General features: G+C 74.7%; 17 protein-coding genes. 11 read left to right on the forward strand and 6 right to left on the reverse strand.

Going from position 1 to position 14,487, the window contains the following annotated elements:
• Nucleotides 1-24 precede the first annotated feature (24 nt).
• The 8 genes from sigK (at nucleotide 25) to ACFXHB_RS20850 (ending at nucleotide 7,695) form a co-directional block, all read left to right on the forward strand.
• Nucleotides 25-609, forward strand: coding sequence for an ECF RNA polymerase sigma factor SigK (gene sigK / locus ACFXHB_RS20815; RefSeq protein ID WP_380576066.1), 585 nt, complete (start codon nucleotides 25-27; stop codon nucleotides 607-609).
• On the forward strand, nucleotides 606-1,361 hold the full coding sequence (locus tag ACFXHB_RS20820) for an anti-sigma factor domain-containing protein (RefSeq protein ID WP_380576067.1): 756 nt from the start codon (nucleotides 606-608) through the stop codon (nucleotides 1,359-1,361). The genes sigK and ACFXHB_RS20820 overlap by 4 nt, the downstream gene beginning before the upstream one ends.
• A gap of 250 nt (nucleotides 1,362-1,611) precedes the next feature.
• Nucleotides 1,612-2,874 (forward strand): NAD(P)/FAD-dependent oxidoreductase, encoded by a 1,263-nt coding sequence (locus ACFXHB_RS20825; RefSeq protein WP_380576104.1) that lies wholly within the window; start codon nucleotides 1,612-1,614, stop codon nucleotides 2,872-2,874.
• A gap of 56 nt (nucleotides 2,875-2,930) precedes the next feature.
• Nucleotides 2,931-3,737 carry a DUF1365 domain-containing protein gene (locus ACFXHB_RS20830; protein WP_380576105.1) on the forward strand — a complete coding sequence of 269 codons (807 nt, stop codon included), beginning with the start codon at nucleotides 2,931-2,933 and terminating at the stop codon, nucleotides 3,735-3,737.
• Entirely contained in the window at nucleotides 3,734-5,158 is a 1,425-nt protein-coding gene (locus ACFXHB_RS20835) for a class I SAM-dependent methyltransferase (protein ID WP_380576068.1), read from the forward strand. The genes ACFXHB_RS20830 and ACFXHB_RS20835 overlap by 4 nt, the downstream gene beginning before the upstream one ends.
• Before the next feature lie 56 nt (nucleotides 5,159-5,214).
• Nucleotides 5,215-6,000: a DUF1295 domain-containing protein gene (locus tag ACFXHB_RS20840; protein ID WP_380576106.1), complete on the forward strand. Its 786-nt coding sequence runs from the start codon at nucleotides 5,215-5,217 to the stop codon at nucleotides 5,998-6,000.
• A gap of 209 nt (nucleotides 6,001-6,209) precedes the next feature.
• Nucleotides 6,210-6,839 carry a CBS domain-containing protein gene (locus tag ACFXHB_RS20845; protein ID WP_380576069.1) on the forward strand — a complete coding sequence of 210 codons (630 nt, stop codon included), beginning with the start codon at nucleotides 6,210-6,212 and terminating at the stop codon, nucleotides 6,837-6,839.
• Nucleotides 6,840-7,044: 205 nt separating this feature from the next.
• Nucleotides 7,045-7,695, forward strand: a complete 651-nt coding sequence (locus tag ACFXHB_RS20850; RefSeq protein WP_380576070.1) for a beta-glucanase — start codon at nucleotides 7,045-7,047, stop codon at nucleotides 7,693-7,695.
• Nucleotides 7,696-7,784: 89 nt separating this feature from the next.
• Here the strand turns inward: ACFXHB_RS20850 and ACFXHB_RS20855 are convergent, their stop codons facing one another.
• Nucleotides 7,785-8,156 (reverse strand): hypothetical protein, encoded by a 372-nt coding sequence (locus tag ACFXHB_RS20855; RefSeq protein WP_380576071.1) that lies wholly within the window; start codon nucleotides 8,154-8,156, stop codon nucleotides 7,785-7,787.
• Between the two features lie 109 nt (nucleotides 8,157-8,265).
• Between ACFXHB_RS20855 and ACFXHB_RS20860 the strand changes: the two genes are divergently transcribed.
• Nucleotides 8,266-8,697: an SHOCT domain-containing protein gene (locus tag ACFXHB_RS20860; RefSeq protein ID WP_380576072.1), complete on the forward strand. Its 432-nt coding sequence runs from the start codon at nucleotides 8,266-8,268 to the stop codon at nucleotides 8,695-8,697.
• Between the two features lie 52 nt (nucleotides 8,698-8,749).
• On the opposite strand, the gene ACFXHB_RS20865 is transcribed toward ACFXHB_RS20860, so the two are convergent.
• Complete coding sequence (locus ACFXHB_RS20865; RefSeq protein ID WP_380576073.1) at nucleotides 8,750-9,160, reverse strand: organic hydroperoxide resistance protein; 411 nt, start codon at nucleotides 9,158-9,160, stop codon at nucleotides 8,750-8,752.
• A gap of 143 nt (nucleotides 9,161-9,303) precedes the next feature.
• Here ACFXHB_RS20865 and ACFXHB_RS20870 point away from each other — a divergent pair, with 143 nt between their 5' ends.
• Nucleotides 9,304-9,876 carry a MarR family winged helix-turn-helix transcriptional regulator gene (locus tag ACFXHB_RS20870; RefSeq protein ID WP_380576107.1) on the forward strand — a complete coding sequence of 191 codons (573 nt, stop codon included), beginning with the start codon at nucleotides 9,304-9,306 and terminating at the stop codon, nucleotides 9,874-9,876.
• A 214-nt stretch (nucleotides 9,877-10,090) separates the two neighbouring features.
• On the opposite strand, the gene ACFXHB_RS20875 is transcribed toward ACFXHB_RS20870, so the two are convergent.
• Nucleotides 10,091-10,474, reverse strand: coding sequence for a VOC family protein (locus ACFXHB_RS20875; protein ID WP_380576074.1), 384 nt, complete (start codon nucleotides 10,472-10,474; stop codon nucleotides 10,091-10,093).
• Nucleotides 10,475-10,627: 153 nt separating this feature from the next.
• On the opposite strand from ACFXHB_RS20875, the gene ACFXHB_RS20880 reads away from it, so the two are divergent.
• Nucleotides 10,628-11,056, forward strand: a complete 429-nt coding sequence (locus tag ACFXHB_RS20880) for a VOC family protein (protein WP_380576075.1) — start codon at nucleotides 10,628-10,630, stop codon at nucleotides 11,054-11,056.
• Between the two features lie 93 nt (nucleotides 11,057-11,149).
• Here the strand turns inward: ACFXHB_RS20880 and ACFXHB_RS20885 are convergent, their stop codons facing one another.
• Genes ACFXHB_RS20885 through ACFXHB_RS20895 form a run of 3 tightly spaced genes read right to left on the reverse strand, consistent with a single transcriptional unit; the run spans nucleotide 11,150 to nucleotide 14,399 of the window.
• Nucleotides 11,150-12,163 carry an STM4011 family radical SAM protein gene (locus tag ACFXHB_RS20885; protein WP_380576076.1) on the reverse strand — a complete coding sequence of 338 codons (1,014 nt, stop codon included), beginning with the start codon at nucleotides 12,161-12,163 and terminating at the stop codon, nucleotides 11,150-11,152.
• Nucleotides 12,164-12,174: 11 nt separating this feature from the next.
• Nucleotides 12,175-13,509, reverse strand: a complete 1,335-nt coding sequence (locus ACFXHB_RS20890; protein ID WP_380576077.1) for an STM4012 family radical SAM protein — start codon at nucleotides 13,507-13,509, stop codon at nucleotides 12,175-12,177.
• Nucleotides 13,506-14,399 (reverse strand): STM4013/SEN3800 family hydrolase, encoded by an 894-nt coding sequence (locus ACFXHB_RS20895; protein WP_380576108.1) that lies wholly within the window; start codon nucleotides 14,397-14,399, stop codon nucleotides 13,506-13,508. The genes ACFXHB_RS20890 and ACFXHB_RS20895 overlap by 4 nt, the downstream gene beginning before the upstream one ends.
• Nucleotides 14,400-14,487 lie beyond the last annotated feature (88 nt).

The following is a 14,487-nucleotide window of genomic DNA, read 5'->3' on the forward strand; positions in this document are numbered from 1 at the left end:
CGACCACCGTGGGAAGGTGACCAGGTGAGTACCGTCGTACACCTGGCCGGCCCGCAGCGGCGCCGACCGGATCTCAAGGAACTGATGGCCAGGACGGCGTTCGGTGACCAGGACGCCTTCGCCGCCCTCTACGACGCCGTGGCGGGGCAGGTGCTCGGCCTGGTCCGGCGGGTGCTGCGCGACCCGGCGCAGTCGGAGGAGGTCACCCAGGAGGTCATGCTGGAGGTCTGGCGCACCGCCGCGCGGTACCGGCCGGACCGCGGCGAGGTGCTGGCCTGGGTGCTGACCATGGCCCACCGGCGGGCCGTGGACCGGGTCCGGGCCGCGCAGGCCGCGGCCGACCGCGACCAGCGGGCCGCGGCCAAGGCCTACGCCCCGGTCTTCGACGAGGTCGCCGAGCAGGTCGAGGGCCGGCTGGAGCGGGAGCAGGTCAGGCGGTGCCTGCGGATGCTCACCGAGCTGCAGCGGGAGTCGGTCACGCTCGCGTACTACCGGGGTTTCTCCTACCCGGAGGTGGCGGACCTGCTCGCCACCCCGCTCGGCACGATCAAGACCCGGATGAGGGACGGCCTCATCCGGCTGCGCGACTGCCTGGGGGTGGCGTCATGACCGTCGCGGCGGACCTGCACACGCTCACCGGCGCGTACGCGGCCCACGCCCTGCCCGCGGCCGAGCGGGAGGCGTTCGAGCGCCACCTCGCCCAGTGCCCGGCCTGCGCCCAGGAGGTGGCCGAGTTCGCCGCCACGCTGGCCCGGCTCGGCGCCGCCGAGACCGTCACCCCGCCCCCCGAGCTGCGCGCGCGCGTGCTGGGCGGCATCGCCTCCGTCCGTCAGCTCGCACCGCAGGCCGGCGCCGAGCCGGACGGCGACCCCGGGCGGCCGGGGCGGTGGCGGCGCCGCTGGCCGAAGTTCGCCCTCGCGGCCTCGGTCGCCGTCGCCGCGGCGCTCGGCGGTCTCGCCGTCCAGCAGCACGACCGGGCCGAGCAGGCGCGTTCGCAGGCCGCCCGACTGCAACAGCAGCAGGCCGACCTCGGGACGCTGCTCACCGCCCCCGACGCCAGGACCGCCACCGCGAAGACCACCGCCGGCTCCGGGGTCGGCACCGTGGTCTGGTCGGAGAGCAAGGGGCAGGCCGGGTTCCTGGCCGCCGGGATGCCGGCACTGCCGGCCGGCAAGACCTACGAGATCTGGTTCAACGACGCCGGGACGATGCGCCCGGCCGGGCTGATGCCGGGCACCCACGGTTCGCTGCTGCTCGACGGCCCGCTCGACGGCGCCGCGGGCATCGGGGTCACCGTGGAACCGGCCGGCGGCTCTCCGCACCCCAGCGGCACGCCCGTGCTGCTGCTGCCGTTCACCTGACCGGCCCGCGGCCCGCCGCCCGGACGGCACCACGCCGCCCGGACGGCGGGCCCCGACCGCGCCGTCCACGACTCCGTCCGAAGGTCCAATCCGCTCCGCCGGTGGCTACGAACCACCAGTGCACGCGAGCGACGTCCGGCACCCGGCCGGGCGCGCGACCTGGAGGGGAAGACCTGTGGACACGTCCAGCGCAGTCTCCACCGCGGCGGCGGTCGGCCGTCCGAGGCGGCCGGCCGACGGCGGCCGGCGGATCGCCGTGGTGGGGGCCGGGGTCGCCGGCCTGACGGCCGCCCACGAGCTGACCCGGGCAGGCGCCCACGTCGAGCTGTTCGAGGCCGACGCCCGGCTCGGCGGCCACGCGCACACCCAGGTGGTCACCGCCTCCGACGGTCGGACCGTCCCGCTCGACACCGGATTCCTGGTCCACAACCGGCGCACCTACCCGGAACTGACCCGGTTGTTCGCCGAGCTCGGTGTCGAGACCCGGGAGAGCGACATGAGCATGTCGGTGAGCTGCGAGGGCTGCGGGCTGGAGTACGCCGGCTCGCGCGGTCCGGCCGGGCTGCTCGCCAGACCGGGCAGCCTGCTGCGCGGCCCCTACCTGCGGATGCTGGCGGAGATCCCGCTGTTCCACCGCCGGGCCCGCCGACTGCTCGCCGACCCGTCGGGCCGTGACCAGACCCTGGGCGAGTTCCTGCGGGAGGGCGGGTTCACCGCGTACTTCATCGGTCACTTCATGACCCCGCTGGTCTCCGCCGTCTGGTCCTGCGCCCCGGACCTCGCCGGGGAGTACCCGGCCCGCCACCTGTTCGCCTTCCTGAACAACCACGGCCTGCTCAGCGTCACCGGCTCACCGACCTGGCGCACCGTGGTCGGCGGCTCCCGCACCTACGTGGAGCGGATCGCCGAGCGGATCGCCGTGGTGCACCGCGCCGCGCCGGTCCGGGCGGTGCGCCGTCACCCCGACGGTGTCACGGTGATCACCGAGGACGGGCAGCGCCACCGGGCCGAGGCGGTGGTCGTCGCGACCCACGCCGACCAGGCGTTGCGCCTGCTCGCCGACCCGACGCCGGCCGAACGCGAGATCCTCGGCGCGTTCACCTACTCGCGCAACCCCACCGTGCTCCATCACGACGCCGGGCACCTCCCGAGCGCCGTCTGGGCCCGCGCGTCCTGGAACTACCGGATGACCGACTGCCACGGCGCCGCCGAAGGCGTCCGGGTCAGCTACCACCTCAACCGGCTGCTCGGCCTCGGCACCCGCGAGGACTACGTCGTCACCCTCAACGAGGACCGGCACCGGCCGGTGCCCGAGGCACAGGTGGTCTCCCGCACGGTCTACGAGCACCCGGTCTACACCCTGGAGGCGGTGGCCGCCCAACGCCGGCTGCCCGAACTCGCCACCGGACGGACCGCCTACGCGGGGGCCTACCAGGGCTGGGGGTTCCACGAGGACGGTTGCCGCTCCGGGCTGGCCGCCGCCCGGACCCTGCTCGGGGCGAGGGCGTCGTGACCGGGACCGCGCCGGCCGTACCGAACGACGCGGCCCGCGCCCCGGGCGCGGGCGAGCTGCCCGGGCCATGGGGCGCCGCGCTGTACGAGTGCCGGATCACCCACGTCCGGACCGTCCCGCTCCGGCACACCTTCGAGCACCGCGGCTACCTGTGGCTGGTCGACCTCGACCACCTGCCCCGCCTGCCCCGTCCGTTGCGCCCGCTGGCCCGGTTCCGCGCGGCCGACCACCCCGGGGCTCCCGGGGCCGGGCTGCGCGGCAACCTCGATGCCTACCTCCGCGGACACGGCGTCGACCTCGACGGAGGCCGGGTCCTGATGCTGACCCAGGCCCGCTCGTTCGGCCACGTGTTCAACCCGCTCACCGTCTACTGGTGCCACGACCGGGCGGGCCGCCCGGTCTGCACGGTCGCCGAGGTGCACAACACCTACGGCGGTGACCACCGCTACCTGCTGCTCCCGGACCACCGGGGCCGGGCGCGCACCGCCAAGGAGTTCTACGTCTCGCCGTTCTTCCCGGTGGACGGCGAGTACCGGATGACGCTGCCCGAGCCCGGCGACCGGCTCGACCTGACCGTCGGACTGGAGCGCACGGGCGGGCGGGAGTTCACCGCCACCGTGCACGGGGTGCGCGCGCCGGCCTCGGCGCTCGGCCTGCTGCGCGCGGTGCTGCGCCACCCGTTCTCCACGCTCGCGGTCAGCGCGCACATCCGCTACCAGGGCATCCGGCTGCTGCTGCGCGGGCTGCCCGTCCAGCCCCGCGCAGGCCACGTCCGTCCGGTCCGGCCCCGCCGCGGCCGCCACCCCCTCGGCCTGCTCCGCTTCGGCCGTCCCCGTTCCCGGAGAGAGGTCCACCAGCCGTGACCGCACCCACCCGAACCCCCGTCACCGCGTCACCCGTCGTACCCGTGGTACCGGCCGTACCCGAGGTCGACCCGGTGCGCTGGCCGGACGTGGCCGCGGTGCCGCGCGTGCCGGTCCGGGCGGCCGCCGCCGGTCTGCTGCTGCGTCGTGCGGCGCGGCAGCGCGGCCTGCGGGTCGAGCGGCCCGACAGTCGCCTCCCGGGCGACGGCCGGCCCGACGGCCACCTGTCCGACGGCGGCCTGCCCGACGCGCCGGTCACGGAGGGCCCGGTCACGGACGCGCCGGTCCTGCGGCTGCACCGGCCGGACGCCTTCCGGCACCGGGTCGGCGCCGGCGGCCTGATCGGCTTCGGCGAGGCCTACCAGGCCGGCGACTGGGACGCGCCCGACCTCGTGGGGCTGCTGACGGCGCTCGCCACCGCACCCCAGACGCTCGTCCCGGCGGGCACGGCCCGGCTGCGCCCGCTGCTCCTCCGCAGGCCCCCCGCCACCGACCTGGGCACCGTCGAGAACGCGCAGCGCAACATCCGGCGGCACTACGACCTGTCCAACGAGCTCTTCGGACTCTTCCTCGACCCGACCATGACCTACTCCTCGGCGATCTTCCCGCTCGGCCCGGACGGCTCGCCGCAGGCCGAGTGGTCCACCCTCGCCACCGCGCAGCGCCGCAAGATCGACCGGCTGCTCGACCTGGCCGCGGTCGGCCCCGGCAGCCGGGTGCTGGAGATCGGCACCGGCTGGGGCGAACTGGCGCTGCGGGCCGCCGACCGGGGCGCGACCGTTGTCAGCCTCACCCTGTCCGAGGAGCAACTGGCCCTCGCCCGCCGCCGGATCGCCGACGCCGGCCACGCCGGGGCGGTCGACGTCCGGCTCTGCGACTACCGGCAGGTCCGGGGTCAGTACGACGCCGTGGTCAGCGTCGAGATGATCGAGGCGGTCGGGCAGCGGTACTGGCCGGTCTACTTCGCCACCCTGGACCGGGTGCTCGCGCCGGGCGGCCGGGTGGCGCTCCAGTCCATCACCATGCCGCACGAGCGGATGCTCGCCTCGGCCGGCACCTACACCTGGATCCACAAGTACGTCTTCCCCGGCGGCCAGATCCCCTCCGGCCGGGCGCTCGCCCGGGCCGCGGCCCGGCACAGCGGCCTGCTGCTCGCGGACTCCCACGGCTACGGCCCGCACTACGCGCAGACCCTGCGGCTCTGGCGCGAGCGCTTCGCCGAACGGGCCGACGAGGTGGCCGCGCTCGGGTTCGACCAGGTGTTCCGCCGTACCTGGGAGCTGTACCTGGCGTACTCCGAGGCGGGCTTCCGCAGCGGCTACCTGGACGTGCGACAGCTGCTCTTCACCCGGCCCGGCGAGGTCGACCCGCGCCCCGTCCCCGTCCCCGTCCCCGTCCCCCGCCCCGGGGGCGGGGCGTGAACGCCGCCGCCTTCGCGGTCAACCTGGCCGCCACGGCGGGCGCGGCCCTCGCCGTGATGCTCGCGGCCTTCGTCACGGGCGTCCGGACCGGCCGCCACCGGGGCGTCGACGTCGCCTGGGGCCTGGCCTTCACGGCCGTCGCGCTGACCGGCTTCGGCCTGTCCGCCGGACACGGTGACTGGTCCCGCCGCGCGCTCGCCACCGCGCTGGTGACGGTCTGGGGCGTGCGGCTGTCGGTGCACATCGGCCGGCGCGGGCGGGGCGCGCCCGAGGATCCGCGCTACGCCCGCATGCTGGCCAAGGCCCCGCCGGAACGCCGGACGGCGTACGCGCTGCGCAAGGTCTACCTGCTCCAGGCGGCCCTCGCCTGGTTCGTCTCGCTGCCGGTGCAGGCGGCGCAGTACCTGCCGGGCCCGCCGGGCGCGGTGGTGTGGGCGGGCGTCGGGCTCTGGGGCTTCGGCCTCCTCTTCGAGGCGGTGGGCGACCACCAGCTCGCCCGCTTCCGGGCCGACCCGGCCAACCGGGGCCGGGTGCTGGACCGGGGGCTCTGGGCCTGGACCAGGCATCCGAACTACTTCGGGGACGCCTGCGTCTGGTGGGGCCTGTTCCTGCTCGTGGCCGACGCCCCGGTGGGCTGGGCCTTCGTCGGCAGCCCGCTGCTGATGACGTGGCTGCTGGCGTTCGGCAGCGGGCGACCGATGCTGGAGCGGCAACTGGGCGTCACCAAGCCCGGCTGGGCCGAGTACACCGCCCGGACCAGTTCGTTCCTGCCGCGGCCGCCGCGCGGCCGGGCCGGGGTCCGACCGCGCGGCTCCGGACCGGATGCCGCCGGGGGGCGGTGACGGCTCGGCCGTCCGACCGGACCGCCGTACGCTGTGAGAGGAGCGTTCGACGGCAGGGCCGTTGGTCCCGGGATGTCAGCACCTTGGCCCCTGGCCAGGGGCCCGGCCGGGAGCGATGCTCCAGGTACCGGGCCGGACGGCGGTCGTCCGGCGGACAGCGGCTCGTGGACGAGGTGACCGGCGTGCGGCATGCCACCGTCGAATCAGTGATGACCAGCCCCGTGGTGCGGATCGCGCCCGAGACCGGGTTCCGGGAGATCGTCGCGCTGTTGGCCGAGTACGACATCACCGGGGTCCCGGTGGTGGACGCCGACGGGCGGCCGCTCGGCATCGTCTCCGAGGCGGACCTGCTGCTCACCCTGGCGGCCCAGGAGGACCAGGGCAGCATGCTGCCGCCGCCCGAGCTGACCCGGACCGGTCCGGACGGGGCCGTCACCGCCGCGGACCTGATGACCGGCCCGGCGGTGTGCACCACGCCCGGTACCAGCGTGGTCGTGGCGGCCCGGCTGATGAGCCGGCACGGGGTGAAGCGGCTTCCGGTGCTGGACGAGGACGGCCGGGTGTTCGGCATGGTGAGCCGGGGTGACCTGCTGCGCGTCTTCCTGCGTGAGGACCGGGTGATCCGCCGCGAGATCGTCGAGGAGGTGCTCGGCCGGATCGAGGGGGTGAGCCCGGCCGAGGTCGGCGTGGAGGTCGACCAGGGCCATGTGGTGCTCAGCGGCAGTGTGCCCGCGCCGCACCTCGTCCCGATCGTGCTGAACCTGTGCCGCTCGGTGGACGGCGTCGTGTCGGTCACCGACCGCCTGGGCAGCACCGAGGTCCCCGTCGTCATCGGCTGACGACTCCCGTCGCCGCTGCCGCCTTCCTGCGCCGCTTCCGCCTTCCTGCGCCGGTCACGTCTCCCGGTGACTCCGCGCGGTCCGGGTCGCCCGGTCCCCGGACCCGGAGCGTCCGGTTCGCATACTGCGGAGGGTATCGGGTACATCACTCTCAGTGTGTGGCGACGCGGGGTCGCCGACGCTCAGGGTTACCGGGGAGGCGGCCGTGGCAGTCGTGTTCGACGCGGATTTCACTTCGACCAGGCAGTGGGTGGCGGGCCGCAGCAGCGCCTATCCCCGGATGGGGCCGACCAACCGGGGCGATCACAAGCTCGACTTCCTGAGTCGTGCCTACTGCCCCGGCGGGGTGTTCACCGCCGTCCGGCGGCACGGCGGCGAGCTGTGGACGTGCAGCCTGCTGACCACCGAGGGCAGCCCGGAGGCGTTCCAGGTCCGCACCGGCGACGTCCTCACCGCGCGGGTCACCCTGCCCGTCGAGCTGGGCGCCTGGCCGGCCATCTGGACCTGGCGGGACGGCGGCAACGAGGTGGACGTCTTCGAGTACCACCCCGACAACCCGGACCTGCTGGAGATCTCGAACCACGTCCGCGGCGGCTTCCGGTACTGGCACGGGGCCGACGCCGGGATAGCCCCGGGCGCGACCTTCGACCTGCGGGCGGTGCTGGGCTCCTACTCGGTGGACTGGTTCGTCGGCGACACGCTCGTGCACGCCGACCGGCGCGGGGTCGGGCCGGACTTCCACGCGTACCTGATCGTCAACCTCTCGGTGGCGGACGGCACCTATCACGACCGGCCGGCGGCGGCGGGGCCGGACCGGCTGAGCTGGGCGTGCCACAGCCTGCGGGTCGAGCGCTGACGCCGCCGCCGGAGCGCGCGTTCGGTAGGCGATCCCCGGCACGCGGCCCACGGCTGACGGCTCGCGGCCCCGGGCTCACCGCTCCCGGCTCACCGCTCCGGGGGGAACGTCGCCGTGACCAGTCCGCGTGGGCCGGTGCGCTGGAACCAGACCACCCGCCGGTGCGGGCCGATGTAGGCGGGGTGCGTCACGTACAGGTCGTCGCGCGGCGCCCGTTCGTTGCCGGGCGCGAGGGCGGCGTCCACGGCGTCGGCGGCGATGGCGGCCAGCAGCGCGTGGGCGGTGGCGGTGGCCGCCGCTGGCGCGATGGCGAGCGCGGTGAGCTCCTCCCAGAGCCGGGTGGACACGTAGAAGATCGGCGAGTGCCGCAGGGCCGGGTGCAGCTGTCGGTCCTCGTAGCGGCGGAGCACCCCGGCCGCGACGAGCCGCTCGCGGTCGTCGGCCGGCGGGTGGTGGTCCATGGGCCGCAACGCTACCCCGACCGGTCCGGTCGGCGCGCCGGGAGCGTTTTCTCAGGCAATCATCAGGTCGGCCCGAGGGCCGCGGGCGCACGATGGTGATAGGACGCCGATGACCTCGATAGGCCCTGCGGGGCCGGAGGAGGAGGCCGAGATGGGGCACTGGAACGGTCCGCGCCACGGTCACGGTCACATGTGGGGCGGCTGGGGCTTCGGCCTGATGATGTTGGTGTCGCTGGTGGTCCTGGTGGTGCTGGTGCTGGTGGCCGTCGCCCTGGTCCGCCATCTCTCCCGGGGTTCACGGCCGGTGTCGCCCGCGCCGTGGGGAGCGGGCGGGCAGGTCGGGGCGGCGGGGCCGCCGCGGGCGGTGTCACCGACGGCGGAGCACCTGCTGGCCGAGCGGTTCGCGCGCGGGGAGATCGACGCGGAGGAGTACCGACAGCGTCTGGACGTCCTGCGGGGCGCGAACGGCCCGGGTGCGAACAGTCCGGGTGCGAATGGTCCGGGTGGGGGTGTCACGGGGGAGCCGCCCGGCGGCGGATGACGGCAGCGGGCCCGCCGCTCGCGCGGCGGGCCCTGCCGGTGCCCGGAGGTGTCTACTCGACGACGAGCTCCACCGGGATGTTGCCGCGGGTGGCCCGGGAGTAGGGGCAGACCTCGTGCGCCTGCTTGACCAGCAGCTCGCCCGCCTCGCCGGCGAGCGCGTCCGGCAGCTCGACCCGCAGGACCACCGCGAGGCCGAAGCCGGCGCCGTCCTTGCCGATCGAGACCTCGGCCGTGACCGAGACCTCGCTGGTGTCGACGCGGGCCTGCCGGCCGACCAGGCCCAGGGCGCTCGCGAAGCAGGCCGCGTAACCGGCCGCGAACAGCTGCTCGGGGTTGGTGCCCTGGCCGCTGCCGCCGAGGGCGGGCGGCATCGCCAGCGCCAGGTCCAGCTGCCCGTCGGAGCTGACAGCGCGGCCCTCTCGGCCGTTCGCGGTGGCCACTGCGGTGTAGAGCGCGTCCATGGATCTGGTCCCTTCCGTCCTGCGTCAGTACTGCTTCTGTCCCCGGCGGCCCGGTGGGGCCGCCTTCCGAAGACAAGTAGAGCACGCAATTGAATTGCGCACAACTGAATGGCGCATGCGATCGGTACCATGGGGCCATGGCCATGCCCCCCGAGACCGCTTCCCCCGCGACCGCCGCTGTCGACGCCGCCCGCTCCGGGCCGACGGACGCCGGCCCGCTCCTCGGCGAGCGGCCGCCGCGTGACGAGGACCTGCCGCGTGACGAGGACCTGCTCCGCCTCGACCAGCAGATCTGCTTCTCGCTGAACGCCGCCTCGCGCGCGTTCGGCGGTGTCTACCGCGTCCTGCTCAAGGACCTGGGTCTCACCTACCCCCAGTACCTGGTCATGCTGGTGCTCTGGGAGCACGGCGAACTGCCGGTGAAGCGGATCGGCGAGCATCTGCGACTGGACTCCGGCACCCTCTCGCCGCTGCTCAAGCGGCTGGAGGCGGCCGGCCTGGTCCGCCGCGAGCGCAGCCCCGAGGACGAGCGTTCCGTCACCGTGAGCCTCACCGACGCCGGACGCGAACTGCGCGACCGGGCCGGGCAGGTGCCGCGCAGGCTGCTCACCGCCACCGGCCTGCCGGTCGAGGACCTGGCGGCCCTGCGCGTCCTGCTCAACCGGGTCACGGGTGCGCTGGACTCGGCGCTGTCGGCCGACGGCGCCGGGGGCTGAGCCACCCCGGCGCCCGGTGCGGGTGCCGGCCGCTCCGGACACGTCCGTCCGGTCTGCCGGGGCGGCAGCACCTCGCGCCGGGCGGACCCGCGCGGATGGTCAACGGACGCACCAGGAGGCCGCCCGCCGGAGACGGGTCCGGCGGCGACTTCCCGGCGATCCTCGCCTGCCGGGCCCGGGGGGAACGGCGGGCGTCACGCGGCGGTCCGCCCGTTCAGGCGGTCCGCTCGTTCACGCAGATGATGTTCCCTTCGCTGTCCTTGAACCAGGCCGCCCGCATGCCCTCGGCCTCCACGACGCCGTTGACCGTCTTCAGTCCCGGCAGGTCGTACTCCTCGAACGTGACCCCGCGGTCGCGCAACGTCGCCATCTCGCCGTCGAGGTCGGTGACCTTGAAGCTGGCGAGGGTGTGCGCGGCCTGCCCGGCGCTCGGCGTCTCGTAGATGCCGAACTCCGTGCCGCCGCATTCGAAGCTGACCTCCTGCGGGTTCTCGTCGGTGAGCTTCAGACCGAGGGTGTCGGTGTAGAAGCGCTTCGCCCGGGCCAGGTCCGCCGCCGGGATGATGGCCACCAGTGGTGCGTCTCCAAGCATTGCCATCGCCTCCTCCCTCCAGGCTAGTGCGCTGACGGCGGAAGGTCGCGGGAGGGCCCAGGGGGCACGACACGGCGGGTTCTCGCGGGTGCCTACCCGTCCCTCAGGACGATGATCCCCACCGGGGATCGGGCGGAAGTCCCCTGTTACGGTGGCCCGATGGCATTGGTCAGGCAGGTCCAGGTCACCTTCGACTGCGCGGAACCCGAGCGCGTCGCCCGCTTCTGGTGCGAGGTGTTGGGGTACGTCGTGTCGCCGCCTCCGCGGGGATTCGCCACGTGGGAGGACCACCACCGCTCGCTGCCGCCCGAGAAGCGGGGTTCGTGGTTCGCCTGCGGCGATCCCTCGGGCGTGGGTCCGCGCCTGTTCTTCCAGCGCGTCCCCGAGGGCAAGACCGTCAAGAACCGGGTGCACCTCGACGTCCGGGTCGGCACCGGCCTGGTGGGGGAGGAGCGGCTGGCCGCGCTGGAGGCCGAGTGCGCGCGCGTGGTCGCGCTCGGCGGGGTGCGCGTGCGACTGCTCTACGACGGCACCGACTCGTGCATCGTCATGCAGGACATCGAGGGCAACGAGTTCTGTCTGGACTGAGTGCCCGTCACGCCGGCGAGCCGTCCGCCACCTCCCGCGTCGCAGGGGGGCGGCGGACCGGCGTCGCCGGGCGCACCGTCGACGAGGGCCTGGTCACCACCCGTGCGGCACCCGCTCCAGGACGCCCCCGGCGAAGACCTCGTAGAGCGGCAGCGTCTCCAGGTGCACATAGCCGATGTGGCAGTCACAGACCGGCAGCGGGCAGGACCGGACGCGCAGTTGGGCCCGGTAGGAGCCGTCGTAGAGGTTGCCGAGTTCGTCGCGGACGAAATGGCAGCGGCGGACGGTGCCGTGGCCGTCCACCGAGAGCACGGATTCACCGGTGCGGCAGGGGCGGCCGGCGCTCGGGTGGGCGTGCCGGCTGTAGCCGAAGTGCTGGTCCACGGCCGTCCAGTCGGCGGCCTCGGCGTCGGTGTAGTCGAGGCCCTCCGCGGCGTTGATCCACAGGTAGACGGCGGGATCGAGCGCGGCACGAAGTCGGCGCGCCTCCGCGAGGTGGTCGGGGCGGCCCACCACACCGACGCTGTAGCGCACACCGAGCGCGTCCAGCTCGCGACACTTGGCGAGGAAGCGTTCGTGCGTGACCTGCCCGGGGTGGTACGTCACCCAGAGTGCCAGGGTGTCGGGATCGGCCTCGGCCAGCCAGTCGGTGCGGCAGCTGAGGTTCGTCTGGATCGCCACCCGGCGCACGTGCGGCAGCCGGCTCAGCTCGACCATCGCCCGCCGGTACCAGGACCGTACGAGGCCCTCTCCCCAGGGGGTGAAGAGCACCGAGAGGGTGTCCCCGGAACCGGCCCGCCCGGCGGCCCAGGCGGTGAACCGCTCCAGCGCGGCCCGGTCGGCCCGCAACTGCTCGGGGGAGTCACGCCGCTTGGCGAACGGGCAGTACGGGCAGTCGTAGTCGCAGGAGGACAGCGGGCCCCGGTAGAGCAGGGACAGGTCGACCCCGCCTGCCTGTTCGCCGCCCGGTTCGCCGTCCGACCCGGGTCGCGGAGCCGGCCCGGGTGCGCGGCCGGGTACGCCGTCGGGGTCGGGTACGCCGTCGGGGCCGGATGGGTACGCGGGGCCGGGCCGGGAGCGGTCGGTGGCCGGGCGGGGTGCGGGCATGCCGAGGAAGGTCATTTCGCCTCGTACTCGGTCATCAGCCGGTGGACCTCGGGGGAGAACAGCATCGGACCGGCCGCGTCCGAGTGCGCCAACCCCTCCGGCGAGAGCACCAGGCGGGACTCGTCCGGTGCGAGCCAGCCCCGGGCCCCGAACACGGCCAGCTCGGCCGGGAAGTCCTCGGCGGGGGTGCTGCCGAACCGGGCGTGGTACTCCGCCACGGGCATGCCCTCCGCCTGGAGCAGCGACTGGACGAGATGCCGGCGGCGGGCCTCCTCGGGTGTCTGGTACCGGCCGACCTCGGCGTGCCGGAAGTCGGTGGTGGCCACGTAGTCGTCGATGATGCCGCGCACTTCGGTGGCGTTGACCGCGTAGTCGAAGGAGTAGTGCAGCCGGGAGGTGTAGGAGCGGGCTCCGCAGCCGAGGCCGACCATGCCGTCGGTCTGGCAGGCGTACTCGTCGCTCCCGGCCTGGGGGGAGGCGGCACGCCGGAACATCCGCATCGACACCTGCTGGTAGCCGTGCGCGAGCAGGTGGTCGCGGCCGGTCCGGTAGAGCGCGAGCCGGCGGGTGTCCCAGGCGGCCGGGCTCTCCTGCTCGCCGCGCCGGGCCAGGCCGGTCAGCGGTCGGACGTACAGGGGGTAGAGGTACAGCTCCTCGGGTCGCCAGGCCAGCGCGGCGTCCAGTGAGCGCAGCCAGCCGGCCTCGGTCTGGCCGTCGATGCCGTAGATGAGGTCGATGTTGAGGACGGGGAACCCGGCGGCGCGGATCCGACCGAGGGCGGCCTCGACGTCGGCGCGCCGCTGCGGGCGGACGGCGGAGCGGGCCTCCTCGTCGAGGAACGACTGCACGCCCAGGCTCAGCCGGGTGGCGCCGCGGGCGACCAGTACCTCCAGCCGGTCGGCGGTGGCGGTGGCGGGGGAGGCCTCCACGGACAGCGGGACCGCCCGCAGATCGGCGCCCATCCGCAGCTCGGCGATGTCGCAGAGCCGCTCCAGCTCGGCGGCGGTGAGGTAGGTGGGTGTGCCGCCGCCGAACGCCGCGAGGGCGAACCGGGCGTCGTCGTCCAGCGCTTCGCGGACGGTGGCGGCCTGCCGGTCGAGCGCGTCCAGGTAGGCGGTGGTCAGGCCCTCGGGGCTGCCGATCCGGGTGAACAGGTTGCAGAAGCCGCAGCGGACCTCGCAGAACGGGATGTGCAGGTAGAGCGAGAGCGCGTGCTGCGGCTCGCCGGCCCACAGCTCGCGCAGCGCCGGGCGCTCCGGCAGCGGCCGGTAGGCGGTCTTGTGCGGGTAGGCGTAGACGTACGAGCGGTAGGGCGAGTCGGTCGGCGGGGCCGGTGCCGTGGTCATGCGGTCTCCTCGGCGGTGGGCAGCGGGCCGGTGGGCGTGGGGCCGGTGGGCACCGGGTGGGCCGGCGCCGGGCCGGTGGGTGTCGGGCGGGCGGGGAGGGTGAAGTGCGCGTACGGCACCGTCCAGACCACCTCGTGGCCGATCCGGTGACCGGTGTAGCCGTCCTCGCCGTACGCCGTGCCGTGATCGGAGCAGACGATCGCGAAGCACGGCCGACGGGCGCTCATCGCCGCGAACAACCGGCCGATGTGCGCGTCCACGTACTCCAGGGCGGCGGCGTGGCTCGCACGGGAGTCCCCGTCCTCGCGCGTGCCGCCCGGCAGGTGGAACCAGTTGGGCTGGTGCAGCGCCGAGACGTTGAGGAACAGGAAGAGGGGCTGCCCGGCCGGCTGCGCGGCGGCGACCTGCTCGGCGCACGCGACCTGCGCCTCGAAGGAGGTGGCGGACGGGACACCCATCTCCGGCGCCCAGTGGCTCTCCTGGAAGAGCCCGGGCAGCACCGAGCCGAGCGGACCCTGCTTGTTGAAGAATCCGACGCCGCCGACGCAGACCGTCCGGTACCCGTGCGCGGCGAGCGCGCCCGGCAGGTCGGGCGCGTCGAACACCCAGGTGCGGGGAGCGGTGCTCTCCGACCCGGCGAAGCGGGCGGCGAACAGGCGCGGGTGCGGCCCGCCGGGGGCGGCGGGGGTGGGCAGGAAGCCGGCCAGGATCGCCTGGTGCGCGGCATAGGTGAAGCTGCCCGGGGAGTGCCGGCGCTCCCAGCGGCCGCCGGGGAGGACGGCGGCGAGGTGGGGGATCCGCCCGGCCCGGGCCAACTCCTCGGCCACGTCGAAACGCAGGGTGTCCAGCGTGACCAGAAGCAGGTCGTGGGTCCCCACGACGGCGTTCATGTCGGGTGCGGGTGCGGGTGCGGGTGCGGGTGCGGGTGCGGGTGCGGGTGCGGGCGCTTCGGCCGTCGCCGTCCCGGTCGTGGTGGTC

The sequence above is a fragment of the Kitasatospora sp. NPDC059327 genome (assembly GCF_042752535.1).
Classification (GTDB): Bacteria; Actinomycetota; Actinomycetes; order Streptomycetales; family Streptomycetaceae; genus Kitasatospora.

Excerpts from the sequence above, each read along its gene's own strand:
- ACFXHB_RS20820 (WP_380576067.1), top strand. The coding sequence starts at position 606 with ATGACCGTCGCGGCGGACCTGCACACGCTCACCGGCGCGTACGCGGCC.
- ACFXHB_RS20840 (WP_380576106.1), top strand. The coding sequence starts at position 5,215 with ATGCTCGCGGCCTTCGTCACGGGCGTCCGGACCGGCCGCCACCGGGGC.
- ACFXHB_RS20845 (WP_380576069.1), top strand. The coding sequence starts at position 6,210 with ATGACCAGCCCCGTGGTGCGGATCGCGCCCGAGACCGGGTTCCGGGAG.
- ACFXHB_RS20855 (WP_380576071.1), bottom strand. The coding sequence starts at position 8,156 with ATGGACCACCACCCGCCGGCCGACGACCGCGAGCGGCTCGTCGCGGCC.
- ACFXHB_RS20860 (WP_380576072.1), top strand. The coding sequence starts at position 8,266 with ATGACCTCGATAGGCCCTGCGGGGCCGGAGGAGGAGGCCGAGATGGGG.
- ACFXHB_RS20865 (WP_380576073.1), bottom strand. The coding sequence starts at position 9,160 with ATGGACGCGCTCTACACCGCAGTGGCCACCGCGAACGGCCGAGAGGGC.
- ACFXHB_RS20870 (WP_380576107.1), top strand. The coding sequence starts at position 9,304 with ATGCCCCCCGAGACCGCTTCCCCCGCGACCGCCGCTGTCGACGCCGCC.
- ACFXHB_RS20875 (WP_380576074.1), bottom strand. The coding sequence starts at position 10,474 with ATGGCAATGCTTGGAGACGCACCACTGGTGGCCATCATCCCGGCGGCG.
- ACFXHB_RS20880 (WP_380576075.1), top strand. The coding sequence starts at position 10,628 with ATGGCATTGGTCAGGCAGGTCCAGGTCACCTTCGACTGCGCGGAACCC.
- ACFXHB_RS20885 (WP_380576076.1), bottom strand. The coding sequence starts at position 12,163 with ATGCCCGCACCCCGCCCGGCCACCGACCGCTCCCGGCCCGGCCCCGCG.
- ACFXHB_RS20890 (WP_380576077.1), bottom strand. The coding sequence starts at position 13,509 with ATGACCACGGCACCGGCCCCGCCGACCGACTCGCCCTACCGCTCGTAC.
- ACFXHB_RS20895 (WP_380576108.1), bottom strand. The coding sequence starts at position 14,399 with ATGAACGCCGTCGTGGGGACCCACGACCTGCTTCTGGTCACGCTGGAC.